The organism is Burkholderia sp. BKH01, from assembly GCF_025685725.1.
Taxonomy (GTDB): domain Bacteria; phylum Pseudomonadota; class Gammaproteobacteria; order Burkholderiales; family Burkholderiaceae; genus Burkholderia; species Burkholderia pyrrocinia_C.
Genome location: NZ_JAOTQT010000041.1, coordinates 1 through 26247, shown reverse-complemented (window position 1 = coordinate 26247; position 26247 = coordinate 1). Strand labels below are relative to the sequence as shown.

The 26247-nt window shown below is 68.1% G+C and carries 27 protein-coding genes; 16 read left to right on the top strand and 11 right to left on the bottom strand.

Translation table 11 applies throughout. The annotated features are described in order from the left end of the window. Window positions 1-223 precede the first annotated feature (223 nt). The 5 genes from lpxK (at window position 224) to OEJ37_RS33530 (ending at window position 4218) form a co-directional block, all read left to right on the top strand. Entirely contained in the window at window positions 224-1252 is a 1029-nt protein-coding gene (gene lpxK / locus OEJ37_RS33550; protein WP_174421812.1) for a tetraacyldisaccharide 4'-kinase, read from the top strand. Further along, window positions 1233-1427 (top strand): Trm112 family protein, encoded by a 195-nt coding sequence (locus OEJ37_RS33545; protein WP_010090898.1) that lies wholly within the window; start codon window positions 1233-1235, stop codon window positions 1425-1427. The genes lpxK and OEJ37_RS33545 overlap by 20 nt, the downstream gene beginning before the upstream one ends. A gap of 125 nt (window positions 1428-1552) precedes the next feature. Beyond that, entirely contained in the window at window positions 1553-2344 is a 792-nt protein-coding gene (gene kdsB, locus OEJ37_RS33540; protein ID WP_263349287.1) for a 3-deoxy-manno-octulosonate cytidylyltransferase, read from the top strand. 207 nt (window positions 2345-2551) lie between these two features. Then, window positions 2552-3214, top strand: coding sequence for an adenylate kinase (adk, locus tag OEJ37_RS33535; protein WP_175748896.1), 663 nt, complete (start codon window positions 2552-2554; stop codon window positions 3212-3214). 245 nt (window positions 3215-3459) lie between these two features. Next, the gene (locus OEJ37_RS33530) at window positions 3460-4218 is read left to right on the top strand and encodes a 3-hydroxyacyl-CoA dehydrogenase (protein ID WP_263349286.1); all 759 of its coding nucleotides are present in this window, start codon (window positions 3460-3462) and stop codon (window positions 4216-4218) included. 66 nt (window positions 4219-4284) lie between these two features. On the opposite strand, the gene OEJ37_RS33525 is transcribed toward OEJ37_RS33530, so the two are convergent. Both OEJ37_RS33525 and murJ read right to left on the bottom strand, forming a co-directional pair. After that, a complete protein-coding gene (locus OEJ37_RS33525; RefSeq protein WP_152862808.1) occupies window positions 4285-5127 on the bottom strand; it encodes a SirB1 family protein in 843 nt (280 codons plus the stop codon). An 8-nt stretch (window positions 5128-5135) separates the two neighbouring features. Next, window positions 5136-6686 carry a murein biosynthesis integral membrane protein MurJ gene (gene murJ / locus OEJ37_RS33520; RefSeq protein WP_152862810.1) on the bottom strand — a complete coding sequence of 517 codons (1551 nt, stop codon included), beginning with the start codon at window positions 6684-6686 and terminating at the stop codon, window positions 5136-5138. A gap of 304 nt (window positions 6687-6990) precedes the next feature. On the opposite strand from murJ, the gene rpsT reads away from it, so the two are divergent. Then, window positions 6991-7263, top strand: a complete 273-nt coding sequence (gene rpsT / locus OEJ37_RS33515) for a 30S ribosomal protein S20 (protein WP_006482211.1) — start codon at window positions 6991-6993, stop codon at window positions 7261-7263. A 149-nt stretch (window positions 7264-7412) separates the two neighbouring features. Here rpsT and OEJ37_RS33510 read toward each other — a convergent pair whose 3' ends face one another. Beyond that, the gene (locus OEJ37_RS33510) at window positions 7413-7733 is read right to left on the bottom strand and encodes a DUF3579 domain-containing protein (protein WP_034178852.1); all 321 of its coding nucleotides are present in this window, start codon (window positions 7731-7733) and stop codon (window positions 7413-7415) included. A 412-nt stretch (window positions 7734-8145) separates the two neighbouring features. Here OEJ37_RS33510 and argF point away from each other — a divergent pair, with 412 nt between their 5' ends. After that, window positions 8146-9075, top strand: coding sequence for an ornithine carbamoyltransferase (gene argF, locus OEJ37_RS33505; RefSeq protein WP_034178853.1), 930 nt, complete (start codon window positions 8146-8148; stop codon window positions 9073-9075). A gap of 95 nt (window positions 9076-9170) precedes the next feature. Here the strand turns inward: argF and murB are convergent, their stop codons facing one another. Beyond that, a complete protein-coding gene (gene murB, locus OEJ37_RS33500) occupies window positions 9171-10220 on the bottom strand; it encodes a UDP-N-acetylmuramate dehydrogenase (RefSeq protein WP_174421806.1) in 1050 nt (349 codons plus the stop codon). A gap of 136 nt (window positions 10221-10356) precedes the next feature. Between murB and OEJ37_RS33495 the strand changes: the two genes are divergently transcribed. After that, a complete protein-coding gene (locus tag OEJ37_RS33495) occupies window positions 10357-10842 on the top strand; it encodes a YajQ family cyclic di-GMP-binding protein (protein ID WP_011885818.1) in 486 nt (161 codons plus the stop codon). 77 nt (window positions 10843-10919) lie between these two features. Here the strand turns inward: OEJ37_RS33495 and plsY are convergent, their stop codons facing one another. Together plsY and ybaK are read right to left on the bottom strand one after the other, a co-directional pair. Then, a complete protein-coding gene (gene plsY / locus OEJ37_RS33490) occupies window positions 10920-11558 on the bottom strand; it encodes a glycerol-3-phosphate 1-O-acyltransferase PlsY (protein WP_174421805.1) in 639 nt (212 codons plus the stop codon). Between the two features lie 108 nt (window positions 11559-11666). Then, window positions 11667-12158: a Cys-tRNA(Pro) deacylase gene (gene ybaK, locus OEJ37_RS33485; RefSeq protein ID WP_263349282.1), complete on the bottom strand. Its 492-nt coding sequence runs from the start codon at window positions 12156-12158 to the stop codon at window positions 11667-11669. A 238-nt stretch (window positions 12159-12396) separates the two neighbouring features. On the opposite strand from ybaK, the gene OEJ37_RS33480 reads away from it, so the two are divergent. Beyond that, window positions 12397-13959 carry a class I adenylate-forming enzyme family protein gene (locus OEJ37_RS33480; protein WP_263349280.1) on the top strand — a complete coding sequence of 521 codons (1563 nt, stop codon included), beginning with the start codon at window positions 12397-12399 and terminating at the stop codon, window positions 13957-13959. 57 nt (window positions 13960-14016) lie between these two features. Here the strand turns inward: OEJ37_RS33480 and xerD are convergent, their stop codons facing one another. The 3 genes from xerD to queG all read right to left on the bottom strand — a co-directional run bounded on the left by xerD (window position 14017) and on the right by queG (window position 16734). After that, window positions 14017-14967 (bottom strand): site-specific tyrosine recombinase XerD, encoded by a 951-nt coding sequence (xerD, locus tag OEJ37_RS33475; RefSeq protein WP_263349278.1) that lies wholly within the window; start codon window positions 14965-14967, stop codon window positions 14017-14019. Further along, entirely contained in the window at window positions 14967-15434 is a 468-nt protein-coding gene (locus OEJ37_RS33470) for a methylated-DNA--[protein]-cysteine S-methyltransferase (RefSeq protein WP_174421802.1), read from the bottom strand. Before OEJ37_RS33470 ends, xerD begins: the two co-directional genes overlap by 1 nt. A 64-nt stretch (window positions 15435-15498) precedes the next feature. Next, window positions 15499-16734 carry a tRNA epoxyqueuosine(34) reductase QueG gene (gene queG / locus OEJ37_RS33465; RefSeq protein WP_174421801.1) on the bottom strand — a complete coding sequence of 412 codons (1236 nt, stop codon included), beginning with the start codon at window positions 16732-16734 and terminating at the stop codon, window positions 15499-15501. 17 nt (window positions 16735-16751) lie between these two features. Here queG and tsaE point away from each other — a divergent pair, with 17 nt between their 5' ends. Continuing rightward, a complete protein-coding gene (gene tsaE, locus OEJ37_RS33460; RefSeq protein WP_096471608.1) occupies window positions 16752-17303 on the top strand; it encodes a tRNA (adenosine(37)-N6)-threonylcarbamoyltransferase complex ATPase subunit type 1 TsaE in 552 nt (183 codons plus the stop codon). Beyond that, window positions 17285-18811: an N-acetylmuramoyl-L-alanine amidase gene (locus tag OEJ37_RS33455; RefSeq protein WP_175919199.1), complete on the top strand. Its 1527-nt coding sequence runs from the start codon at window positions 17285-17287 to the stop codon at window positions 18809-18811. The genes tsaE and OEJ37_RS33455 overlap by 19 nt, the downstream gene beginning before the upstream one ends. A 59-nt stretch (window positions 18812-18870) precedes the next feature. Here OEJ37_RS33455 and OEJ37_RS33450 read toward each other — a convergent pair whose 3' ends face one another. Next, the gene (locus tag OEJ37_RS33450) at window positions 18871-19749 is read right to left on the bottom strand and encodes an EamA family transporter (RefSeq protein WP_174422356.1); all 879 of its coding nucleotides are present in this window, start codon (window positions 19747-19749) and stop codon (window positions 18871-18873) included. A gap of 260 nt (window positions 19750-20009) precedes the next feature. On the opposite strand from OEJ37_RS33450, the gene OEJ37_RS33445 reads away from it, so the two are divergent. Further along, window positions 20010-20891: a pirin family protein gene (locus OEJ37_RS33445; RefSeq protein WP_175919198.1), complete on the top strand. Its 882-nt coding sequence runs from the start codon at window positions 20010-20012 to the stop codon at window positions 20889-20891. Between the two features lie 52 nt (window positions 20892-20943). Further along, entirely contained in the window at window positions 20944-21792 is an 849-nt protein-coding gene (gene trxA, locus OEJ37_RS33440) for a thioredoxin (RefSeq protein WP_174422354.1), read from the top strand. A gap of 97 nt (window positions 21793-21889) precedes the next feature. Here the strand turns inward: trxA and tcdA are convergent, their stop codons facing one another. After that, on the bottom strand, window positions 21890-22747 hold the full coding sequence (gene tcdA / locus OEJ37_RS33435) for a tRNA cyclic N6-threonylcarbamoyladenosine(37) synthase TcdA (protein WP_174422353.1): 858 nt from the start codon (window positions 22745-22747) through the stop codon (window positions 21890-21892). A gap of 128 nt (window positions 22748-22875) precedes the next feature. On the opposite strand from tcdA, the gene pdxH reads away from it, so the two are divergent. From pdxH to OEJ37_RS33420, 3 genes are all read left to right on the top strand, one after another. Further along, window positions 22876-23520 (top strand): pyridoxamine 5'-phosphate oxidase, encoded by a 645-nt coding sequence (gene pdxH, locus OEJ37_RS33430; protein WP_263349272.1) that lies wholly within the window; start codon window positions 22876-22878, stop codon window positions 23518-23520. Between the two features lie 120 nt (window positions 23521-23640). Further along, window positions 23641-24861, top strand: a complete 1221-nt coding sequence (locus OEJ37_RS33425) for an SAM-dependent methyltransferase (RefSeq protein ID WP_175941130.1) — start codon at window positions 23641-23643, stop codon at window positions 24859-24861. A gap of 23 nt (window positions 24862-24884) precedes the next feature. After that, the gene (locus OEJ37_RS33420) at window positions 24885-26183 is read left to right on the top strand and encodes a DUF72 domain-containing protein (protein ID WP_263349271.1); all 1299 of its coding nucleotides are present in this window, start codon (window positions 24885-24887) and stop codon (window positions 26181-26183) included. The last annotated feature ends 64 nt before the right edge of the window (window positions 26184-26247 follow it).

The window sequence follows — 26247 nt, the reverse complement described above, 5'->3', positions numbered from 1 at the left end:
CGGGCGTTTGAGGCCATCGACCGGGGAGTTCTTCACAGAGTTATCCACAGCCGGGCGCGATCCGGCCCCGCGGGCCGCGTCGGCCGGTCGCGCTTGCCGCGTCCGCATGCGGCGCGCTAGAGTGCCGCCTTCCGCAGACCCCGCGGCACGCGCCGCCCAACGGAGAATCCGCCTTGACGAATCCGTCCCACGCCGCGGCGCACGACGCGCCGCGCCCGGCCCGATGAGCGCGCCCGGCGGCCCGCTCGCCCGGCTCGAAGCACGCCTGACACGCGAATGGCAGCGGCGCGGCGCGCTCGCGTGGGCGCTCACGCCGTTCGCCTGCGTGTTCGGCCTGTGCGCGGCGCTGCGGCGCACCGCTTATGCGCAGGGCTGGAAGAAACCGGTCGACGTCGGCGTGCCCGTCGTCGTGGTCGGCAACGTGACCGTCGGCGGCACCGGCAAGACGCCGACCGTGATCGCGCTCGTCGATGCGTTGCGCGCGGCCGGCTTCACGCCCGGCGTCGTGTCGCGCGGCTACGGCGCGAACGTGAAAGCGCCGACCGCCGTCACGCCCGCGTCGCACGCGAGCGCGGCCGGCGACGAGCCGCTGCTGATCGCGCGCCGCACCGGCGCGCCCGTCTGGGTGTGCCCCGACCGCGTCGCGGCCGCGCAGGCGCTGCGCGCCGCGCATCCGGACGTCGACGTGATCGTCAGCGACGACGGCCTGCAGCACTACCGCCTCGCGCGCACGGTCGAGCTCGTCGTGTTCGACCACCGGCTCGGCGGCAACGGCTTCCTGCTGCCGGCCGGCCCGCTGCGCGAGCCGCTGTCGCGGCACCGCGACGCCACGCTCGTCAACGACCCGTACAGCGGCACGCTGCCGCCGTGGCCCGACACCTACGCGCTCGCGCTCACGCCGGGCGCCGCATGGCACCTCGACCAGCCCGCATTGCGCCGCCCGCTGTCGCAGTTCGCGCACGAGCGCGTGCTCGCCGCGGCCGGCATCGGCGCGCCGGAACGCTTCTTCGCGACGCTGCGCGCGGCCGGTCTCGCGCCGGCGACGCGCGCGCTGCCCGACCACTACGCGTTCGCCGACAATCCGTTCGTCGACGACGCCGTTGACGCGATCCTGATCACCGAGAAGGATGCAGTAAAATTGGGCGCTTCCTGGCGCGACGCTCGACTCTGGGTCGTCCCTGTCGAAGCCGCGCTCGACCCTCGCCTCATTGCCCTCGTTGTGGAGAAACTCCGTGGACGCTCGCCTGCTTGAAATCCTTGTGTGCCCTATCTGCAAAGGCCCGCTCCACTATGACCGCGCCGCGCAGGAGCTGATCTGCAACGCGGACAAGCTCGCCTACCCGATCCGCGACGGCATCCCCGTGATGCTCGTCGACGAAGCGCGCCAGACCGTCGAAGGCACGCCAGTCGACCCGGCCGGCCGATAAACCGTCAGGCCGCTCGACCGGCGCAATCGCTTGAAGGCGCCCCGGCCCCGGCCGGGGCGCCGAACCCCGCCGGGCGACCGGCTCCGGACGCGCCACCCGCCCCGTCCTTCTCACCGTTCCCCCCGATGACTCACCCGCAACCCTTCATCGCCGTCATTCCCGCCCGGCTCGCGTCGACGCGCCTCCCGAACAAGCCGCTCGCCGACCTCGGCGGCAAGCCGATGGTCGTGCGCGTCGCCGAGCGCGCGCGCGAAGCGGGCGCGCAGCAGGTGCTCGTCGCATCCGACGCGCAGAGCGTGCTCGATGCGGCGCGCGATCACGGCTTCGAGGCGGTGCTGACGCGTGCCGACCATCCGTCCGGCACCGACCGGCTCGCGGAAGTCGCGGCGACGTTCGGGTGGAGCGACGACACCGTCGTCGTCAACGTGCAGGGCGACGAGCCGCTGATCGACCCGGTGCTCGTGCGCGACGTAGCGTCGCACCTGGCCGCGCATCCGGCCTGCGCGATCGCGACCGCGGCCCACCCGATCCACGACGCGGCCGACGTGTTCAACCCGAACGTCGTGAAGGTCGCGCTCGACGTGCAGAGCGTCGCGCTGTACTTCTCGCGCGCGCCGATTCCGTGGAGCCGCGACGCATACCAGCCGCACTGGCCCGACGTCGGGGCAATGCCGGCCCCTGCATTTCCGGTCTACCGGCACATCGGCCTCTATGCATATCGTGCGCGTTTCCTGCGCACGTATCCGACGCTCGCGCAGGCGCCGATCGAACAGGCCGAGCAGCTCGAACAGCTGCGCGCGCTGTGGCACGGCGAGCGCATCGCAGTGCTGATCACCGAGTCCGCGCCCGAAACCGGAATCGACACGCCGGCCGATCTCGCGCGCGTGCAGGCCCTTTTTCAGCCGGGTTCAAAATAACCCGTGGCATAATCAGGCGATTGTGCGAGCCGTCCGCGACCAGCGCGTCCTCGCTTGACCCCGCCCGCGGCCTTGCCGGCAGCCGCGCGTCGCCGAAGCCGACGCGCCGCATCAGACCGGTCCGCCACGCGCCAGGCAAGCCCCGCGCACGCAGTCGCCGGCGCCTTTGCGTCTCGCCACACGAATCTACATACTGGAGATATCACCATGCGTTTGATCCTGTTGGGCGCGCCCGGCGCGGGAAAGGGCACCCAGGCAAACTTCATCAAGGAAAAGTTCGGCATCCCGCAAATCTCGACGGGCGACATGCTGCGCGCGGCCGTGAAGGCCGGCACGCCACTCGGCGTCGAGGCGAAGCGCTTCATGGATGAAGGCAAGCTTGTGACGGACGACCTGATCATCGGCCTCGTCAAGGAGCGCCTGAAGGAATCCGATTGCGCGAACGGCTATCTGTTCGACGGCTTCCCGCGCACGATCGCGCAGGCCGACGCGATGAAGGACGCCGGTGTCGCGATCGACTACGTACTCGAAATCGACGTGCCGTTCTCGGAAATCATCGAGCGCATGAGCGGCCGCCGCACGCACCCGGCATCGGGTCGCACGTACCACGTCAAGTTCAACCCGCCGAAGGTCGAGGGCCACGACGACGTGACGGGCGAACCGCTGATCCAGCGCGACGACGACAAGGAAGAAACTGTCAAGAAACGTCTCGAAGTGTACGAAGCGCAGACCAAGCCGCTGATCAAGTATTACGGCGACTGGGCACAGCGCGGCGAGGAAAACGGCCTGAAGGCGCCGCAGTATCGCAAGATCTCTGGCCTCGGCAGCGTCGAGGAAATCCGCGAGCGCGCGTTCGACGCTCTGAAGTAAGCAGCACGTCGCGCACCGCAAGCCGCCCTTTCCGGGCGGTTTTTTTTCGCCTGGCCGAGACAAGCACGATCGTGCTTGTCTCGCCGCCACACGACCGCGCCCCGTACAATCGGTTGGATGCATGCGTGCCGCCAACCGGCACACCGGCTTCTCAACCGATCGCTTGGCATCGGACAGCGCCACCACTTTGCATGGGACTTCCCCAAGCACTAAAGCGCCAAGGGCGGTCGACAAAGGAGACAGTCATGGAGATTCGCGGCAACGTCTTTCTGATCACGGGCGGCGCATCGGGCCTCGGCGCCGGAACGGCGCGGATGCTCGCGCAGGCAGGCGGCAAGGTCGTGCTCGCCGACCTGAACGAGGCGGCGGGCGTCGCGCTCGCGACCGAGCTGGGCGGCGTATTCGTACGATGCGACGTGTCGAGCGAAACCGACGCGCAGGCGGCCGTCGACGCGGCGACGCGCGCAGGCACGCTGCGCGGCCTCGTGAACTGCGCGGGCATCGCGCCCGCCGCGAAGACCGTCGGCAAGGACGGCGCGCATCCGCTCGACGTATTTGCGAAGACGATCAACGTGAACCTCGTCGGCACGTTCAACATGATCCGGCTCGCGGCGGCCGCGATGGCCGCAACCGCACCGACCGCGGAAGGCGAGCGCGGCGTGATCGTCAGCACCGCGTCGGTCGCCGCATTCGACGGACAGATCGGCCAGGCCGCGTATGCGGCCTCGAAAGCCGGCGTCGCGGGCATGACGCTGCCGATCGCGCGCGACCTGGCGCGCCACGGCATCCGCGTGATGACGATCGCGCCCGGCCTGTTCGAGACGCCGATGCTGCTCGGCATGCCGCAGGACGTGCAGGACGCGCTCGGCGCGATGGTGCCGTTCCCGCCGCGGCTCGGCAAACCGGACGAATACGCGATGCTGGTGCGCCAGATCGTCGAGAATCCGATGCTCAACGGCGAAGTGATCCGCCTCGACGGCGCGATCCGGATGCAGCCGAAGTAGGCGCGCATGCAAAACGCCCGCGATGCGGGCGTTCTTCATTCCGGGTTCCGGCAGTCGCGCGGTGGCTCAGTCCTCGCCGTCGCGCTGCATCCGCTGCCGCAATTCGGTCACCTGCGACTCGACGACGGTCGCATCGTCCGCCTCCGGCCGTTCGCCGAGATATTGCTCGAGATCCTCGAGCGCGGGACGCAGGTAGTCGAGCCGCGCATACGCGAAACCGCGGTCGCGCACCTCGTCGAGCTGCTCGGGCAACAGGATCACGAGCCGCTGCTGCACCGCAAGCAGCCGCTGCCAGCGTTCCGTCTGCAGATAGATCGTCTTCAGGTTGCGCAGCATCCGCGCGATGATCTCGCGGCTCGTCGCGGGCTGCAGCAGCGCGCGCAATGCGCTGTCGACCGCGCCGGCCGCGCGCGCGACGTACGGCTCGAGCATCTCGACCATCTCGGCTTCGGACAGCGAATGGCCGTTGGTCGGATCGATGATCAGGTCGCCGTCCGGCAGCGTGACGCGCAGCAGGAAATGGCCGGGGAACGATACGCCGCGCGCCGGCACGCCGACCTGCTCGGCGAGCTCCAGGTACAGCACCGACAGCGAGATCGGGATCCCGCGCCGCCGTTTCAGTACGGCGTTCAGGTGGCTGTTATCGGGGTCGTAGTAATCGTTTTGATTGCACGCGAAGCCGAGCTCACGGAAAAAGAAGTCGTTCAGCGCGGCGACGCGGCCTTTCAGGTCAGCATCGTCGGCGAGCCGCCGGCTCAGCCGCGCCGCCAGCATGTCGAGTTCGGCCAGCGTGCCCTGCAGGTCGAGGTCGGGATACGCGTCCTGCGCCAGCGACAGCGCGGTCTCCGTGACGGGCAGGCTGTCGTCGTCCGCCACGAGTGTGCTGAAGTAGTCGAGGACGCGGGTCATTGCGGTCGTCACTTGGCGCGCCTTCTGAAGTAAGCGTATTTGAAGCCCATCACCCACAACATACCGAAATATAGTGCAGCGAACAGCACGAGGCACGCGGCCATCAGCGCAATGCGATCGAGCGGCTGCGTGCGCATCCCGGTCCAGTCGAAGCTGATCGAGAACCAGTGCATCACGCCCGCGAGCACGAGCGTCGCGCCGACGAGCTGCATGAAGAAGCGCGGCCAGCCCGACGACGGCTGGTAGATGCCGCGCTTGCGCAGCCCGAGGAACAGCAGCAGCGAGTTCAGGCACGCGCCGACGCCGATGCTCAGCGTGAGGCCCGCATGGCCGATCAGCGGCACGAACACGTAGTTCGAGATCTGCGTGACGATCAGCACGCCGATCGCGATCTTCACGGGCGTCTTGATGTCCTGCTTCGCATAGAAGCCCGGTGCGAGGATCTTGATCAGGATGATGCCGACGAGGCCGATCCCGTAGGTCGCGAGCGCACGCGCGACCATCGTGACGGTATGCGCGTCGAACTTGCCGTAGTTGAAGAGCGTCGCGGTGAGCGGCGTCGCGAAGAAGAACAGCGCGAGCGCGCTCGGCGCCGCGAGCAGGAACGTGACGCGCAGCCCCCAGTCGAGCAGCGCCGAATATTCGGTCGAATCGGCGTCGACGTGCGCCTTCGACAGGCTCGGCAGCAGGATCGTGCCGAGCGCGACGCCGAGCAGCGCCGTCGGGAATTCCATCAGACGATCGGCATAGTTGATCCACGACACGGCGCCCTGCCCGAGCCGCGACGCGATGTTGGTGTTGATGATCAGCGACAGCTGCGCGACCGACACCGCGAACGTCGCGGGCACCATCTTCGCGAGCACGCGCTTCACGCCGGGGTGCCGCAGCGCGCGCAGCGGATTGAGGCCGATCAGCGGCACCATGTCGATCTTCTTCAGGCCCGGCAGCTGCACGAGGAACTGCAGCACGCCGCCCACGATGACGGCCCACGCGAGCGCGAACACCGGCACCTTCAGGTGCGGCGCGACAAACACGGCCGCGGCGATGAACGCGACGTTGAGCAGCACCGGCGCGAACGCGGGCAGCGAGAAGCTCTTGTACGTATTCAGCACGCCGGACGCGAGCGTCGTCAGCGAGATGAACACGATGTACGGGAACATGATCTGCGTCATCGTGACCGCGAGCGGGAACGCCTGGCCGTCGGTGTGCAGGCCGGACGCGACCGCGAACACGACCCACGACGCGCCGGCGATCCCGAGGACCGACAGCGCGGCAAGCGCCCATGCAAGCACGGTCGACATCGCATCGACGAGCGCCTTCGTCGCGTCGTGCCCCTGCTGGTTCTTGAACTCGGCGAGGATCGGCACGAACGCCTGCGAGAACGCCCCTTCCGCGGAAAGGCGGCGCAACAGGTTCGGGATACGGAAGGCGACGTAGAACGCGTCGGTGTATTGACTGGCGCCGAACGCACGGGCGATCAGCGTCTCGCGGGCCAGTCCGGTCACGCGCGACAGCAGCGTGAAGCCGCTGACCGTCAGCAGGGCTCGGAATAGATTCATGGGGCGCTTATTATACGGACGTTGCGTGGCCGGGCCACCGCCCGATGCCGAAAAGCACGCACGCCGCCGGCGCCCCACCCGGCGCGCGTCACGTCGAACTTGTCACTCGCTTGATTTTGTTGCTATAATCGCCCGTTTCTGGGCTCGTACATGCACGGCAACTGCCGTTTTCATGTCCCGGCCTCGGTTAAAATCACCGTTTTTTTATGCGCCCCTGGGCAATCGTTCTCAGGGGACGGATCGAAAAGCAGCGCTTGGCCGTCAGGCTCCAAGCTCTGGAAACAGGACAGGATAAGGAACCGTCATGGCTAACTCCGCACAAGCACGCAAGCGCGCCCGCCAGGCCGCGAAGGCAAACTCGCACAACTCGGCGCTGCGCTCGAAATTCCGTACCGCGATCAAGTCGGTTCGCAAGGCTGTTGAAGCCGGCGACCAGGCAAAGGCTGCCGAGCTGTTCAAGGCTGCCGTGAAGACGATCGACACGATCGCCGACAAGAAGATCGTTCACAAGAACAAGGCCGCTCGCAGCAAGAGCCGCCTCGCCGCAGCCGTCAAGGGCCTGCAGGCAGCAGCGTAAATCCGGTGCGCCCGCTCACGCGGGCGTTCCTGTTTCCTGCGATCGCAAAAAAGCCCGCTTAGGCGGGCTTTTTTGTTGCCTGTCGTCCGGCGATCGCGTCGACCGACGACAGTCAGGGCGGGCGCACCAGGCGCCCTCGCCCGTCAACATCATTTCTTCGCGCCGTAGTCCGGCAGCTCGCACGCCTCGGTGACGACGAGGTTATTGTCCTTCGCGAAATTCAGCACGAAATCGAAAGCCATCGGTTCGATGTCGCGCAGCCGCGAATCGAGGATCACGCATTTCAGGTCGCCGAGCATCGTCGGGCGCACGTACAGCGAATACTTGAGACGCGCATTCGGCCCGCTCGCCCCCGGCCCGAAGCAGGCCATCACGCCGGCCAGACGTTCCGACCAGTCGCTCGGGCGAAATTTTTTCCCGTCTTTCGTAATGCCCTGGATGAAGAATTCGGTCGGAGGGGTTTCAGCCATGTGGTTACCCAAGTGACGGCCCGGCGATGCCCAGGCGACGGCGCCTGGATACGCGAACACAAAGCTGGAATGGACGGCGGCACAAGCATTCCGATATCCCGAAAACTGGACGTCGATGCGCGCTGCCGGTGTGCCGCACCGGATTTGTGCAGCGCACAGCTTGTGTCCGGCAGAGCGCGAGGAGGCTTGCCTGCCGGGCTGGAGAAAACTTTTCGATTATACCGCAGCGCGCCATCGCGCGTCGTCCCGACGCCCCCTTCCCGTACCGCCGGCCGCGCGCCGCGATCGTGCCCCGCTTCTCTTCGCGGCTCGTCAAAGCACAGAAAATCCTTTATGCTGCTTTGAGTTATCCACACCCGACGGCGGCGCCGTCCGGCCTCGCTGCCGGGTGAAACCCGCCGTATTTCGCTTCATGACCGCCAAAACCATTCGTCACTACCTGCAGTTCAAGGATTTCTCGCTGGAAGACTACGAGTACGTGCTCGAACGCACGGGTATCCTGAAGCGCAAGTTCAAGAACTACGAGACCTATCACCCGCTGCACGACCGCACGCTCGCGATGATCTTCGAGAAGAGCTCGACGCGCACGCGCCTGTCGTTCGAGGCCGGGATCTTCCAGCTCGGCGGCCACGCCGTCTTCATGAGCACGCGCGACACGCAGCTCGGCCGCGGCGAGCCCGTCGAGGATTCCGCGCAGGTCATCTCGCGGATGGTCGACATCATCATGATCCGCACGTTCGAGCAGGAGGTCATCCAGCGCTTCGCGGAAAACTCCCGCGTGCCGGTGATCAACGGCCTGACGAACGAATATCACCCTTGCCAGGTGCTCGCCGACATCTTCACGTACTACGAGCACCGCGGCCCGATCGCCGGCAAGACCGTCGCGTGGGTCGGCGATGCGAACAACATGCTCTACACGTGGATCGAAGCCGCGCAGATCCTCGGCTTCAAGCTGCGCCTGTCGACGCCGCCGGGTTATGCGCTCGACATGAAGCTCGTGTCGCCCGACAGCGCGCCGTTCTACGAGGTGTTCGACGATCCGAACGAAGCGTGCAAGGGCGCCGATCTCGTGACGACCGACGTATGGACGAGCATGGGTTTCGAAGCCGAGAACGAAGCGCGGATGAAGGCGTTCGCCGACTGGTGCGTCGACGAGGAAATGATGGGGCACGCGAACCCGGACGCGCTGTTCATGCACTGCCTGCCCGCGCACCGCGGCGAGGAAGTCACGGCCGGCGTGATCGACGGCCCGCAGAGCGTCGTCTGGGACGAGGCGGAAAACCGCCTGCACGTGCAGAAAGCGCTGATGGAGTTCCTGCTGCTCGGCCGCCTCAAGCACTGACGCGCCGCCGGAATCCAGCACAGCAGACAAAAAAAAGCGCCGATCGACGATCGGCGCTTTTTGTTTGGGTACGTGAAAACCGGCGCGGACCCGCGCTACAGGCAGACCGGTTCGGCCTCGAGCTCGACGCCGAATTGCTCGCGCACGTCGGCCTGGATCGCCCGTGCCAGCGCGAGCACGTCGGCGCCCGTCGCGCCGCCGCGATTGACGAGCACGAGCGCCTGGCGGTCGTGCACGGCCGCCGCGCCCAGCGCGCGCCCCTTCCAGCCGCAGCGGTCGATCAGCCAGCCGGCCGCGAGCTTGACCTGCCCGTCCGGCTGCGGATACGACACGACATCGGGCGCGCGGGCGCGCAGCGCATCGAACTGCGCGGCGTCGATCACCGGATTCTTGAAGAAACTGCCCGCGTTGCCGAGAACGAGCGGATCGGGCAGCTTCGCGCGGCGGATCGCGACGACCGCGTCGAACACGTCGCGCGGCGTCGCCGCATCGGGCGCGATGCCGCGCGCGTCGAGCTCGCGCGTGACGTCCGCGTAGCCGAGCCGCGGCGTCCATTGCCTGGGCAGCCGGAACGTCACCGACACGATCGCGAACCGGCCGCGCCCTTCCCGCTTGAAGAAGCTGTCGCGATAGCCGAACGCGCAGCGCGCGGCGTCGAAGCGCTCGCTGCGCCCCGTAGATAGCTCGACGGCGACCAGCGAATCGAAATACACCTTCATCTCGAGGCCGTACGCGCCGATGTTCTGGATCGGCGCAGCGCCGACGGTGCCCGGGATCAGCGCGAGGTTCTCGAGGCCAGGCATCCCGTGCTCGAGCGTCCACGCGACGAACGCGTGCCAGTTCTCGCCGCCGCCGGCCTCGACGTACCACGCGTCGTCGTCCTCGCGCACGACGCGGCGGCCCGCGATCTCGTCGAGCAGCACGACGCCGTCGAAATCGCGCGTGAACACGACATTGCTGCCGCCGCCGAGCACGAGCTGCGGCAGGTTCGCGACGCGCGGGTCGCGATGCAGCGCCTCGAACTGCGACGCATGCGTGATGCGCGCGGCGAAGCGCGCGCTCGCGTCGATGCCGAACGTGTTGTGCACGGCGAGCGGATGGTCGGGAAGCAGCGACAGGGCGGAATCGTCAGGAGGCATCGGCATTCGCGGTCACGTCCACCCGGGCGGCGCATGGCCGGCCTTGGGCAAACGGAGGGGCATCGGTAAAATGGCAAACAGTCCGCAATTATAGCGAGTGCCCGCGCGCGAGCCGGGTGCCCGCATCTCAAGGGAGAATGCCATGCCATCGTTCGACGTCGTTTCCGAAGCGAACATGATCGAAGTGAAGAACGCCATCGAGCAGTCGAACAAGGAAATTTCGACGCGCTTCGACTTCAAGGGCTCCGACGCGCGCGTCGAGCAGAAGGAACGCGAGCTGACGCTGTTCGCCGACGACGATTTCAAGCTCGGCCAGGTCAAGGACGTGCTGATCGGCAAGCTGGCCAAGCGCAACGTCGACGTGCGCTTCCTCGACTACGGCAAGGTCGAGAAGATCGGCGGCGACAAGGTCAAGCAGATCGTCACCGTGAAGAAAGGCGTGACGGGCGATCTCGCGAAGAAGATCGTGCGGCTCGTGAAGGACAGCAAGATCAAGGTGCAGGCGAGCATCCAGGGCGACGCGGTGCGCGTGGCGGGCACGAAGCGCGACGACCTGCAGAGCGTGATCGCGATGCTGCGCAAGGACGTGACCGATACGCCGCTCGACTTCAACAACTTCCGCGACTGATCGCCGGCCGATCCGTCCCGTCATTCCGCCGGGCCCCGCACACGCGGCGCGCCCGGCGCGCGGCAAGCGCCGCTTCCTCAGGCTTTTCCGCCGTCCTGAGCGCCGCCGTCCGCGGCCGCCTTCTTCTTGTCGCCGATCCGGCTCTCCTGCCCTGCGAGCAGCTTCGAAATGTTGCCGCGGTGACGCCACACGAGCAGCACGCTCATCGCGAGCACGGCCCATGCGACCGGGTTGTGGCTCGTGCCGAACAGGAATACGTCGAACACCGGCGCGAACACCGCCGCCACCAGCGCCGCGAGCGACGAGTAGCGGAAGAAGAACGCGACGATCAACCAGGTCAGCGCGGTCGCGAGCCCGAGCACCGGGTGCACGGCGAGCAGCACGCCGGCCGCGGTCGCGACGCCCTTGCCGCCCTGGAAGCGGAAGAACACCGGATACAGGTGGCCGAGGAACACGGCGATCGCGACCCATGCGACCGCGACGTCGGGCAGGCCGAAGCGCCGTGCGAGCCACACGGCAATCCAGCCCTTGAATGCGTCGCCGACGAGCGTCAGGATCGCGGCTTTCTTGTTGCCGCTGCGCAGCACGTTGGTCGCGCCGGGATTCTTCGACCCGTACGAACGCGGGTCGGCCAGGCCCATCGCGGTGCTGACGACGACGGCGAACGACACCGAACCGATCAGGTAGGCAACGAGGGCGGCGAGCAGGATCTGCATGCGGAGGACTCTTCTTTCAACGTATCGGTAAAGGGACGGCCGTGCGCGACGAGCCGAAACGGCGCCCATTCTACCGAACGAGCGCGGCCTGCCACGAAGGTGAAACCCTCAGTCGACGCTCGCGCACTGCACGGGCTGTGCGCCGAGCAGCGACGTGAGCACCGCCGGCGCGAGGCTGACGAGGTAGCCGCGACGGCCGCCGTTCAGGTAGATCGTCGGCAATTCGAGGATCGTCGCCTCGATGTAGACGGGCATCGTCTTGCGCGTGCCGAACGGCGACGTGCCGCCGACGAGATAACCCGAGTGGCGGTTCGCGACCTCGGGCTTGCACGGCTCGACGCGCTTCGCGCCGATCTGCCGCGCGAGGTTCTTCGTCGACACGGTGCGGTCGCCGTGCATCAGCACGATCAGCGGCTTCGCGTGTTCGTCCTCCATCACGAGCGTCTTCACGACGCTGTGCTCGTCGACGCCGAGCTGGCGCGCCGATTCGCCGGTCCCGCCGTGCTCGACGTATTCGTACGGATGCTCGCCGAACGCGACGCCGTGGCGGCGCAATAGCTGGGTCGCCGGGGTTTCGGACACGTGTCTGGATTTGCTCATGGCGGCATTCTAATGGCGAACGACCGGCGCGCGCGATGGCGTGCCCGCGCCGGCGGTATACTCGCGGCCCGTTTTCCGCAGGGCGGCGAGCCGCATCGCCGTGACGATTCCGCCCATCATCATTGCGAACATCGCGAAGCGCTATTGCCCGATTGGCCGATTGTGGCGCGTGCGCCGTCATGGCACGATCGTTCGCGAACATCGTCACGCCGCCGCCCGCCCCTTTTCTGGAGACGCCATGCCCTCGCCCATCCGCTCTTCCGAGTCGCTCGACGTCGATGCGCTGCTCGCCGCGCTGCCTGACCGCATCGCCGACGTGCCCGCGCGCTGGGCCGCGCGGGCGCCCGCGCATCCGGCGCTGATCGAGGACGCGCGCCGCCTGTCGTACGGCGACTTGTCGCAGGCCGTCGATGCGGCGGCTGAGCGGCTCGCGAGCCTCGGCGTGCAAGGCGGCGACCGCGTGATGATCGTCGCGGAAAACTGCGTCGCGCAGATCGTGCTGCTGTTCGCGGTCGCCCGCGTCGACGCGTGGGCGCTCGTGTCGAACGCGCGGCTGTCGGCCGGCGAACTCGATGCGATCGCCGCACACGCGCGTCCGAAGCTGATCGCGTTCGCGACGGACGCGTCGCCCGATGCGCGCGCCCACGCGGCCCGGCTCGGTGCGACACCCGCCGACGCGCTACCGGTCGACATCGGCGCATGGTCGTATCGCATCGACGCGAGCGCACCAGCCGAACCGGTGGCCGCCGACGGTGCCGCGCAATGCGCGGCGCTGATCTACACGACCGGCACGACCGGCGCACCGAAAGGCGTGATGCTGTCGCACCGCAACCTGCTGTTCATCGCGGCGACGTCGAGCACGCTGCGCCGCGTGTCGCCGGACGACGTCGTCTACACGGTGCTGCCCGTGTCGCACGTGTACGGGCTCGCGTCGGTCTGCCTCGGCAGCCTGTATGCGGGCGCGACGCTACGGCTCGCACCGCGCTTTACGCCGGAGGCCGTGCGCATCGCGCTCGCCGACGAAGGCGTCACGATCTTCCAGGGCGTGCCCGCAATGCACGCGAAGCTGCTCGAACACCTGCACACGCACGGCCACGCGTGGCACGCGCCGCGCCTGCGCTTCGCGTATTCGGGCGGCTCGCCGCTCGATGCGAACCTGAAGGCGCGCGTCGAGCGCGTGTACGGCGTGCCGCTGCACAACGGCTACGGGATGACCGAAAGCAGCCCGACGATCACGCAGACGCCGCTCGACGCGCCGCGTGCCGACAGCTCGGTCGGCGTGCCGATTCCGGGTGTCGACATGCGGATCGTCGCGCCGGACGGCACCGACGTGCCGCAAGGCGAGGTCGGCGAGATTCGCGTGCGCGGGCCGAACGTGATGCTCGGCTACTACCGTAACGCGGACGCCACGCGCGCGGCCGTGTCGCCGGACGGCTGGCTGAGCACCGGCGATCTCGCGCGGCAGGAAGCCGACGGCGCGGTGACGATCGCCGGCCGCAGCAAGGAACTGATCATCCGGTCCGGCTTCAACGTGTATCCGGTCGAAGTCGAACAGGTGCTGAATGCGCATCCGGACGTCGTGCAGGCAGCCGTCATCGGCCGCGCGGTCGAAGGCAACGAGGAAGTGCTCGCGTTCGTCGAACTGGTGCCGGGTGCGGCGGCGGACGAAGCGGCGTTGCACGCGTGGTGCGCGGAGCGGTTGGCGCCTTACAAACGCCCTGCCCACATCCGCGTGCTCGACGCATTGCCGGCCGCATCGACCGGCAAGGTGCTGAAGCACAAGCTGCGCGAGCTGGCCTGACGCCGGCCGGCGCGCGCAGCGAAGAACGCGCCGTGCTGGATTCGCGCGCCCCGAACGCTAGCCGCGCGGATGGTGCTGCGCGTGCAGCGTCTTCAGCCGCTCGCGCGCGACGTGCGTGTAGATCTGCGTGGTCGAGATGTCGCTGTGGCCGAGCAGCAGTTGCACGACGCGCAGGTCGGCGCCGTGGTTCAGCAGGTGCGTCGCGAACGCATGCCGCAGCGTGTGCGGCGACAGGTGCGCGCGCACGTCGGCCTGCTGCGCGTGGCGCTTGATGATGTTCCAGAACTGCTGGCGCGTCATCCCGTCGCCGCGCGCGGTCACGAACAGCGCGTCGGCCGCGCGCGCGCCGAGCAGCGCAGGCCGCGCATTGCGCAGGTAGCGCTCGATCCAGCCGTGCGCGACTTCGCCGAACGGCACGAGCCGCTCCTTCGAACCCTTGCCCATCACGCGCACGACGCCCTCGTTGAGGCCGACCTCGACGGTCTTCAGCGTCACGAGCTCGCTCACGCGCAGCCCGCTTGCATACATCAGCTCGAGCATCGTGCGATCGCGCAGGCCGAGCGACGTGCCGATGTCGGGCGCACCGAGCAGCGCCTCGACCTGCGCCTCGGACAGTGTTGACGGGAACCGGGCCGCCTGTTTCGCGGACGTGATCCGCAGCGTCGGGTCCGCGCTCGCACGATGCTCACGCACGGCCCAGCCGTAATAGCGACGGAACACGGACAACCGTCGGTTCGACGACGTCGCCTTGCCGTCGCTGCGTGCGGCAATGTAGCCCGTCACCATCGCCTCGTCGGCCGAATCGAGCGGCGCGTCGTGCGTCGCGGCCAGCCATTGGGAAAACAGCACCAGATCGCGCCGGTATGCATCGAGCGTGTTGCGCGCGAGCCCGTGCTCAAGCCACAGCGCATCGCAGAACACATCGATCGACGCGCGGCTCGCGAGCAGCGCGGGCGATGCCGCGGCGGCATCGCCGTCCGCTTCGGTGGAAATCAATGGTTCGCTCATCAGTACGGCACGCCCTCGTGCGCCAGCAGCCAGCGCTTCACCTTCTGGTAATAACCGTTGTCGTCGTGGTTCGCAAAGCCACCGAGGCCGCCCGCCGCGACGACGCGATGGCACGGGATCACGAGCGGGAAATAGTTCGCGCCGCACGCCTGGCCGACCGCGCGCGGCGCGCTGCCGATCCGCTTCGCGACCTGGCCGTAGGTCAGCACCGTGCCGGGCGGGATATCGCTGATCACGTCCCACACGCGATGCTGGAACGCGCTGCCGACTTCGGCGAGCGGCAGGTCGAAGCGCGCCGACGCACGCTCGAAATAACGTTCGATCTGCTGGACCGCGCGCTTCGCGAGCGGCGAATCCGGATCGACCGACTTCACCGATTCGGGCAGATAGACGATCTCGCGCACCACCGCGGCGTCCGTGCGGATGCCGACCTTGCCGAACGGCGCGTCGATGACTGCATTGAACATTGCCCTCTCCTGAGCGATGGATGCGCGCGGCACCGCCGCGCGCCGACGACACTTTACGCCGCCTTCACGCGGCGCGCAGCGCCCATTCGACATGCTCGCGCACGACCGGCGACGGATCGTCGGCCCGCGCGCGCAACGCGGCGACGATCGCGTCGCGCGCCTGCGGCGCAAGCCGGTCCGCGCTCGCGCGCAGCGCATTGCCGAGCCCGACCGCGAGATTGCGCAGCCAGCTTTCGTAGCCGATGCGCCGGATCGCGCTGCCCTGCATCCGCGTATCGAACGTTTCCGCGTCCCACCCGAACAGCTCGACGAGCGTCGCGCGGTCGAGGCCGTGCCGCACGTCGAAATCGGCCACGGGCGCGGCCTGCGCGAACTTGTTCCACGGGCACACGAGCTGGCAGTCGTCGCAGCCGTACACGCGATTGCCGATCATCGGCCGCAGCGGCTCGGGGATGCTGCCTTTCAGTTCGATCGTCAGGTACGAGATGCAGCGGCGCGCATCGACGCGGTACGGCTCGACGATCGCGCCGGTCGGACACGCGTCGATACAGCGCGTGCAACTGCCGCAATGCGCGCCCGGCGTCTCGGGCGCGGTATCGGGCGACGTGTGCGCGTCGGTCGGCAGCGGAAGGTCGACGTAGATCTCGCCGAGGAAGAACAGCGAGCCCGCATCGCGCTGCAACAGCAGCGTGTGCTTGCCGCGCCAGCCGACGCCGGCCTTCTGCGCGAGCTCGACCTCGAGCACGGGCGCCGAATCGGTGAACACGCGGTAGCCGAACGCGCCGATTTCGCGCTCGATGCGCTCCGCGAGCGTCTGCAGCCGGTTGCGCAGCACCTTGTGATAGTCGCGGCCGCGCGCATAGATCGACACGACGGCCGCCTGCGGATCGTCGAGCCGCGCCCGTTCGCGTGCGCGCCAGTCGTGCGGCGCGAGCGCGCCGGGCACATCGCCGGGCGCGCCGGCGGCGAGCGTTTCGGCCGGCAGGTAGGCGAGCCGCACGGAAATCACGCGTCGCGTACCGGCCACAAGTTCGGCCGGCCGCGCGCGTTTCGTCCCATGTTTCGCCATATAATCCATTTCGCCGTGGTATCCGGCTTCCAGCCAGGCGGCGAGGCCTGCTTCGGCATCCGAGAGATCGGTATCGCTGATGCCGATCGCCCCGAAACCCAATTCGCGCCCCCACGCCCTGATGCGAGCGGCGAGCGCAGTCAAGGCCGCATCGTCGAGCGCGCACGGCTCCGCGCCTTCGGCTTGAGTCGAAGGCCTGTCGGATGCGGCGAGTTCCGGTAATCGGTTCATCGCACTATTTTACGAGAATGCCAGCCACGTCCCATACGCCTCATGCCGCCACGCTGCCTGCCCCGTTCGCGGAGCGCGTGATCGCGCTCGCCGACGAAGCGGCGACCGAGGCCTTCGGCACCCGCTTCGCGCACGCGCTCGACGCGGCGCGCCTCGATCTCGCCCGCGCGCACGCGTTCGACGGGCTGCAGATCCAGCTGGTCGGCGATCTCGGCGCGGGCAAGACGAGCCTCGTGCGCGCGATCCTGCGTGGCCTCGGTCACCAGGGACGCGTGCGCAGCCCGACCTATACGCTCGTCGAGCCGTACGCGCTCGAACGCAGCGATGGGGAACTTGAGGTCTATCACTTCGATCTGTATCGATTCAACGATCCGGCCGAATGGTCCGACGCGGGCTTTCGCGAATATTTCAATTCCAGCGCGATCTGCCTCGTCGAATGGCCGCAACAGGCGGGCGCGCTGCTCGGCGTGCCCGATCTGGTTTTCTCGCTCGACGTGGACGGCGACGGCCGCGCCCTCACCGTCCGGGCGTACAGCGCTTCAGGAAAGGCATGTCTCGAAAGATGTTGATCAAACCGTTCCGCTCGATCGAATCGGCGGCCACCGCGACGCACAACTGGCGGCGCCGCCAGATCCTGCGCGCGGGTGCATCGACGCTGGTGCTCGGTCTCGTCGCGCCGCGGCTCGCGCACGCGTCGTCGGTGCTCGGCGTGCGCGTATGGCCCGCGCGCGATTACACGCGCGTCACGATCGAATCCGACCAGCCGCTGCAGAATAGCCAACAACTGCTGCAGGGTCCCGACCGTCTCGTCGTCGACCTGAACGGCCTCGATCTCGACCAGGCGCTGCGCGACCTCGTGTCGAAGATCGCGCCGAACGATCCGCAGATCCAGTCGGTACGCGTCGGTCAGTATCAGCCGCACGTCGTGCGGATGGTGTTCGACCTGAAAGGCTCGGTGAAGCCGCAGGTGTTCACGCTGCCGCCGGTCGGCACCTACAAGTACCGGCTCGTGTTCGACCTGTATCCGGCCGTCGCGCCCGATCCGCTGACCGACCTGATCGCGCAGACGGAACGCAAGGAACAAGCGCTCAACGACACGGCGCGCGCGCAGCAGATGCAGCCGCCGAGCGCGCTGAACGGGCCGGCGACGCCGCCCGTCGCGGGCAACGACAACAGCGACGCGTTCTTCCAGCGCTTCGCGCAGAACACGCCGGCCACGCCGCACACGCCGCCGGCTGCCGGCACGCCTGCGACGCCCGCAAAGCCGGCCATCAAGCCGCCGCCCGTCATCGCGCGCCGCGACGACAGCGACGACGACGGCGACACCTACAAGTTCACCGCGCCGAAATCCGGCAAGGGCGGCACCGTGCGCCTGCTGACGGTCGCGATCGATCCGGGCCACGGCGGCGAGGATCCGGGTGCGATCGGCGGCGGCGGCACGTACGAGAAGCACATCGCGCTCGACATCGCGAAGAAGCTGCGCGCGAAGATCGACGGCGCGCCGAACATGCGCGCGATGATGACGCGCGACGCCGATTTCTTCGTGCCGCTGAACGTGCGCGTGCAGAAGGCGCGCCGCGTGGGCGCCGATCTCTTCGTGTCGATCCACGCGGACGCGTTCACGACGCCGTCCGCGCGCGGCTCGTCGGTGTTCGCGCTGTCCGATCACGGCGCGTCGAGCGCCGCGGCGCGCTGGCTCGCGAACAAGGAAAACTCGTCGGACCTGATCGGCGGCATCAACATCAAGACGCAGGACGCGGCCGTGAGCCGCGCGCTGTTCGACATGTCGACGACCGCGCAGATCCGCGATTCGATGCGCTACGGCAACTACGTGCTGAAGGAAGTCGGCGGCATCAACAAGCTGCACAAGGGCTCGGTCGAACAGGCCGGGTTCGCGGTGCTGAAGGCGCCCGACATTCCGTCGATCCTCGTCGAGACCGCGTTCATCAGCAACCCGGACGAAGAGCGCAGGCTCAACGACGACAGCTATCGCGACGAGATGGCCGACGCGATCTTCCGCGGCATCAAGCGTTATTTCGCCGCGAATCCGCCGCTCGCGAAGAACCGGATGGCCTGACGGCCGTACCCGGCCCCCCCCCCCCGCCCCACCGCCGGCACGCAGCGCGTGCCGGCGCGTCACGACGCCGCGAAGCGGCGCATCAGTTTCCCGCCGAACACGTTCACCGCGAGCCCGCCCATCACGAGCGCCGCGCCGAGCAGCTGGGCGCGCGTCAGGTGCTCGTCGAGCAGCAGCGCGGACGACGCGAGCCCGACGATCGGCACCAGCAGCGAGAACTGCGCGACCTGCGCGGCCGGGTAGCGCGACAGCAGGCGGCTCCACAGCCCGTAGCCGAGCAGCGTCGCGACGAACGCGAGATAGACGACCGCGAAGATCGACGCGCCGTTCAGCCCGGCGAGCGCGGTCGCGATCCGCTGCGGCCCTTCGAACCACAGCGACAGCAGGAAGAACGGCACGGGCGGCACGAGGCTCGCCCACACGACGAGCGACACGAGGTTCGCTTTCCCGACCTTCTTCGTGACGATGTTGCCGAACGCCCACATCGCGGCCGAGCAGATCGTCAGCAGGAAACCCGCGAGCGTCATCGCGCGGCCGCCCTGCGCCGCGATCACGACGAGCCCGCCCGCGGCGATCGCAAGCCCGACCAGGTTCTGCACGCGCAGCTGCTCGCCGAGGAACAGCATCGCGAACACCAGCGTGAAGAACGCCTGCGACTGCAGCACGAGCGACGCGAGGCCGGCCGGCATGCCGACGTACATGCCGGTGAACAGGAACACGAACTGGCCGAGCTGGATCGTCGCGCCGTACAGCACCAGCAGGCGCCACGGAATCTGCGGCCGGCGCACGAAGAACACCGCGGGCACGGCCGCGAGCGTGAAGCGCAGCGCGCCGAGCAGCATCGGCGGCATCCCGTGCAGGCCGACCTTGATCACGACGAAGTTCACGCCCCACGCCAGGATCACGACCAGCGCGAGCAGCAAGTCCTTCGGGGCCATCATCCGCGTCTCCTCGATTGTCGAATCGTTGTGCAAAGTACCCCCAACCCGGTCGCTTCGCGCCATGCCCCCCGAGGAGGGCATCCCCCACGGGGGACTTCCTTCGGGGCGGAAGACTTGGGGCGGCCCGGCGTTTTCTTGAGAAGCGCGTCAGTCTACCGGGTTTCGCCGCGCGGCCCGATACCCGCGCGGCGCGCATGGAATCGTCGGCGGGCGGCTATTACAATGACCTTCATCCCCATCGCACCACCGGACCCGCCATGAACGACTCGATCAAAGCCCTGCTGAAGCCGCACGTGCGCGACATCGGCAACCTGCAGGTGCGCCGCACGCTGCCCGCGCTTGCCGCGCGCCTCGTCGGCCCGTTCATCTTCTTCGATCACATGGGGCCCGCCACGCTGCCTGCCGGCACGGGGCTCGACGTGCGGCCGCATCCGCATATCGGGCTCGCCACCGTCACCTACCTGTTCGACGGCGCGATCCTGCACCGCGACAGCCTCGGCTCGCGGCAGGAAATCGTGCCGGGTGACGTGAACTGGATGACGGCCGGCCGCGGGATCGTCCACTCCGAACGCACACCCGACGCGCTGCGCGCAAACGGCCATACCGTGCACGGGATCCAGACCTGGGTCGCGCTGCCGCGCGCGCACGAAACCACCGAGCCGTCGTTCGAGCACCATGCGGCCGACACGCTGCCGAAGCGCGACGAAGACGGCGTGTCGCTGACGGTGATCGCCGGCGATGCGTTCGGGCTGCGCTCGCCGGTCACGACGTTCTCGCGCACGCTGTACGTCGCGGCCGAATTCGCGGCCGGCGGCCGCGTCGAACTCGACGCGTCGCACGAGGAGCGCGCGGTCTACGTGGTCGACGGCGATCTCGCGATCGACGGCACGCCGGTTCCGGCCGAGCAGATGGCCGTGCTCGCATCGGGCGCGACGGTCACGCTGACGAGCGCCGGCGGCGCGCGCGCGATGCTGCTCGGCGGCGACAGGATCGACGGCGAGCGCTTCATCGAATGGAATTTCGTCGCAAGCAGCCGCGACGCGATCGCGCGCGCGAAGGAAGCCTGGACGCGCCAGGAAATGGGCAAGGTGCCGGGCGAGACCGAGTGGATTCCGCTGCCCGAATCGAAGCCGCGTTGAAAAACACGCGCGCCGCCCCCATCCTGACGATATTCGAACGGAAGAGAACGACATGGACACCACGCTTGCCACATTCGAGAAAGACGTCATCGAGGCGTCGCTGGACACGCCCGTGCTGGTCGACTTCTGGGCGCCGTGGTGCGGCCCCTGCAAGACGCTCGGCCCGCTGCTCGAAAAACTCGAAGCCGATTACGACGGTCGCTGGAAGCTCGTGAAGGTCAACGTCGACGAGAACCAGGAACTCGCCGCGCATTTCCAGACGCGCAGCATCCCGCACGTGATCGCGTTCGCGGACGGGCGCCCGGTCGACCAGTTCGTCGGCGTGCTGCCCGAAGGCCAGTTGCGCGCGTTCCTCGACCGGCTGCTGCCGGCGCCCGAGGAAGCCGAACGCCGCGCCGCGCAGTACGCGATGGCCGAATCGCGCTACGACGACGCGCTCACGCACCTCGAAGCGGCGCTCGCGCTGAACCCCGGTTTCGACGACGCGCGGCTCGACCTGATCGAACTGCTGCTCGCGAACAATCAGGTCGAAGTCGCGCGCGCCGAGACCGAGCGGCTGTCGCCGCAGATCGTGGAAGGAGGCGATCCACGCTACCAGGCGATCAAGACCCGTTTCGACGCGCTCGACGCAACGGCCGACCTGCCGCCGACGGACGCGCTCGAAGCGCGCATCGCCGCGAACCCGGGCGATCTCGACGCGCGCTTCGACCTCGCGCAGAGCCTGATCGCGCGGCGTGCGTATGAAGGTGCGCTGGAGCAGTTGCTGGAAATCGTGCTGCGCGACCGTGCGTACGGCGACGACCTCGGCCGCAAGACGATGATCTCGGTGTTCGAACTTGCCGGCGACCGCCCCGATATCGTCGCTGGATGGCGGCGCAAGCTGAGCATGGCGCTCAACTGACGAACGACCGGCCGGGCCGCAACGGCCCGGCTGGGACGCCGTATCGCCGGCAGCGCGTATCCCGCGCCGCAGCATGAAGCAACGCGCGCTTCGCCGTTCAGCCGGCGGCCTGCGCCGCGATCGCGCGCAGCGCATGCGCGGCGGCCGCGAAGCCGAAGCTCGCGGTCACGCAAACGCTCGAACCGAATCCCGCACAGTTGAGCCCCGCGACGTGCGCGGCCGTGGACGGCTCCGCGCCGTCCTCGATGTCGCATGCGGCCGCTTCCGGGTAGATCAGCGGCTCGTCCGAATACACGGCGCTGACCTTGAAACGCGCCTTCGGCCCGCGCGGAAAGCCGTGCTGCTTGCGCAACTGCGCGCGCACCTTCGACAACAATGGATCCTGGATCGTCAGCGCGAGATCGTCGATCCGGATGCGCGTCGGGTCGAGCTGCCCGCCCGCGCCGCCAACCGTGACGAGCGGCTGCCGCGTCGCGACGCACCACGCGATCAGCGCGACCTTCGTGCGTACGCTGTCGATCGCATCGATCACGTAGTCGAAGCCGCCGCCGAGCAGCGCGTCGAAGTTGTCGGGTTCCGCGAAATCCTCGATCCGGTTCACGCGGCACGCGGGATCGATCAGCGCGATCCGCTCGGCCATCGCGTCGACCTTCGGCTTGCCGTAATTGCCATCGAGCGCATGGATCTGCCGGTTCGTATTGCTTTCCGCGACGTTGTCGAGATCGATCAGCGTCAGCGTGCCGATCGCGCTGCGCGCGAGCGCCTCGGCCGTCCACGACCCGACGCCGCCGATCCCGATCACCGCGACATGCGCACGCTCGAAAGCGGCGGCCGCCGGCGCGCCATACAGCCGCGCGACGCCGCCGAAACGCCGCTCTCGATCCACGTCAAGCTGGATTGTCGGGGTCGGGGTAAGATCAGAAGAACTGGGCGGGGCAGTGTCGGCAGCGGGCATGGCAGCAAGGAAAACGTAAGTCGAGCAGCCCTCTATTTTGCCTGAACTCCCCGCTCGCACACGCCACTGTGCACGCACGATTCTTGCGCGTTCGCTATACTGACCCCAGATTGAAGCGTTTGCATAACATGACGACTCTCGCCGATCTCCGCATCAACTATTCGCGTGCTTCGCTCGACGAAGCCGATGCCGCCCCCGACCCCTTCGTCCAGTTCGACCGCTGGTTCAAGGAGGCGCTCGCCGCCCGGCTGCCCGAGCCGAACACGATGACGCTCGCGACCGTCGGCGCCGACGGCCGGCCGTCGGCCCGGATCGTGCTCATCAAGGGCGTCGACGAACGCGGGTTCGTCTTTTTCACCAATTACGAAAGCCGCAAGGGGCGCGATCTCGCCGAGCATCCGCAAGCGGCGCTGCTGTTCTACTGGATCGAACTCGAGCGCCAGGTGCGCATCGAAGGCCGGATCGAGAAAACCAGCGCGGAAGATAGCGACCGCTATTTCGCATCGCGCCCGCTCGGCTCGCGCATCGGCGCATGGGCGTCCGACCAGAGTGCGGTGATCGACAGCCGCGCAACGCTCGAAGCGCGCGAAAAGGCCGTCAGCGAACGCTACGGCGACGCCCCGCCGCGCCCGCCGCACTGGGGCGGCTACCGCCTCGTGCCCGACGCGATCGAGTTCTGGCAGGGCCGCCCGTCGCGGCTGCACGACCGTCTGCTCTATACGCGCGACGCGACCGCGTCGCCGAGCTGGACGATTTCGCGCCTGTCGCCGTAAGCGCGGCGCCGGCGCACGCCGGTCGTGTCTCGTGTTGCATCCGGGCGCCCGCGTCGCAAGCGGCGGGCGCCGTCAAGATACTTGGCTGTATTCGATTCAACGAACAAACGGAGATTCCAAATGTTCTGGGAAAAGAAGCTGGCACAGTGGGCGGACGAAGTACGGGCGAAAGCGAACATACCGGCGCGCCTCGTGCTGTGGAACGGCGACCAACTCGATTTCGGCACCTTCAGCGCGCCGCAGGTCACGCTGAAGGTCAACAGCGCGTCGGCGTTGCCGCTGTTGCTCGAACCGAGCCTCGACAACCTCGGCGAGGCGTACGTGAAGGGCAAGATCGACATCGAGGGCAAGCTGTCGGACATCATCAACATCGGCTACTCGCTCGCGCGCAGCACGGTGACGAGCGCGAGCAAGCTCGCGCGCGTGAGGCGCTACTTCAGCCACACGAAGAACACCGACAGGAAGGCGATCCAGTATCACTACGACGTCTCGAACGAGTTCTACAGGCTGTGGCTCGACGAGAACATGGTGTACTCGTGCGCGTACTTCGAGAACGGTGACGAGGATCTTGCCACCGCGCAGATCAAGAAGATCGACCACATCCTGACGAAGATCCAGTTGCAGCCGGGCCAGCGCCTGCTCGACATCGGCTGCGGCTGGGGCGCGCTCGTGCTGCGCGCCGCGCAGAAGTTCGGCGCGACGTGTCTCGGCGTGACGCTATCGCAGAACCAGTTCGACCTCGCGACCGCGCGCGTGAAGGCCGCGGGATTGGAAAACAAGATCGAGATCCGCCTGCAGGATTACCGCGAGATCGACGGCCAGTTCGACCGCATCACGAGCGTCGGGATGTTCGAGCACGTCGGCCGCAAGAACCTGCCGCTGTACTTCTCGCGGGTGCGCGAACTGCTCGCCGACGACGGCATCGCGATGAACCACGGCATCACGTCGACCGACGCGGAAAGCGGCGAGACGGCGCTCGGCGGCGGCGAGTTCATCGACCGCTACGTGTTCCCGGACGGCGAGCTGCCGCACATCAGCCTCGCACTCGAAGCGGCGCAGCGCGGCGGGCTGGAAGCGGTTGACGTCGAAAGCCTGCGGCGGCACTATGCGCGCACGCTCGATATCTGGACGGAAAACTTCGAGGCGAAGGCCGAGGAAGCGCGAAAACTCGTCGACGATGAAAAATTCCGCATCTGGCGCGTGTATCTCGCCGGCTGCGCGTATGCGTTCGAGCACGACGACGTGTCGATCTTCCAGATCGTGTGCCGCAAGGCCGGACGCAGCGCGAAAACGCTGCCGTGGTCGCGGCGCTATATGTACGAACACGCGCTGCCGCGCTAGGCGGCGCTTCACGCTGGGCATGCATGGGTGACGGCAGGACGCGGCGCAAGGTGCCGCCGGAACGACAGCAGCGCGACGACACGGACGAGTCGCACGCCGACGGGCAATTCGACCTGTTCGGCGTGCCGCCGGACGCTGCGCGCGCGTCGCCGCCCGCAGGCGACACGCGCCCTGAAAACGCCGATGAACGCGTGACGTCGAATCCGCACGACGATGCGCGGCAGGCGCCGCCCGCCCGCGCAGCCTCCCGCCCTTCCGACGAAGAACCGCCGCCCGCCTCCGGCCTGCTGTGGGACGAACCGTCGCCGCCGGCCGCGTCGACGAAAAAAGGCCGGCGCCGGCGCGGCGTGCCGCCCGCACCAATCGCGGCGGACGTCGCCGACGCAGCGGCCGGCCTGCCGCCTAACGTCCGGCTCGGCACGTCGTCGTGGTACTTCCCGGGCTGGAACGGCATCGTCTACGACGGCGATTTCGCGCAGACGAAGCTGTCGCGCGAAGGGCTCGAAGCGTACGGCGCGCATCCGCTATTGAAGAGCGTGAGCCTCGACCGGTCGTTCTACGGCCCGCTGTCGGTGGCCGACTACCTGCGCTACGCGCAGCAGGTACCCGACGATTTCCGCTTCGTCGTGAAGGCGCCGGCCTCCGTGACCGACGCGGTCGTGCGCGGCCGGCGCGGCGAGCCTTCGGGGCCGAACCCGACCTTCCTCGATGCACAGCTCGCCACCCGCGAATTCGTGCAGCCTTGCCTCGAAGGGCTCGGCCGGAAGGCCGGCGTGCTCGTGTTCCAGTTCTCGCCGCTGCCCGATCATCTGCTCGCCGAACCGGCCGCGCTGATCGACCGGCTCGCCGCGTTCTTCGCGGCACTGCCGCCGCTGCCGCCGGAAGCCGACGGCCCGCGCTACGCGATCGAGATCCGCGACGCGAGCCTGCTCACGCCGCGCTTCATCCGCGCGCTCGCCGCGCTCGGCGTGCGCTACTGCGTCGGCCTGCACGCGCGGATGCCCGACCCGCTGCGCCAGGCTGCCGCGCTCGCACTGCTCGACGGCGATGCGCCGGGCCCGCTGATCGTGCGCTGGAGCCTGCACGGCGGCTTCAAGTACGAACAGGCGAAAGCGAAGTACGAACCGTTCGACAAGCTCGTCGACGAGGATCCGGCCACGCGCTCGGCGCTCGCCGAACTGGCCGCGCGCTACGCGCTGGCTGGTCAGCCCGTGATCATCACGATCAACAACAAGGCGGAAGGCTCCGCGCCGCTGTCGTGCATCGCGCTCGCGCGCGAGATCGCCGCCGCGTGCGCGCAGTGGCGCAACGAGGCGGCTTGACGTCGGTCTCGTCGGTCTCGTCGGTCTCGTCGGTCTCGTCGGTCTCGTCGGTCTCGTCGGTCTC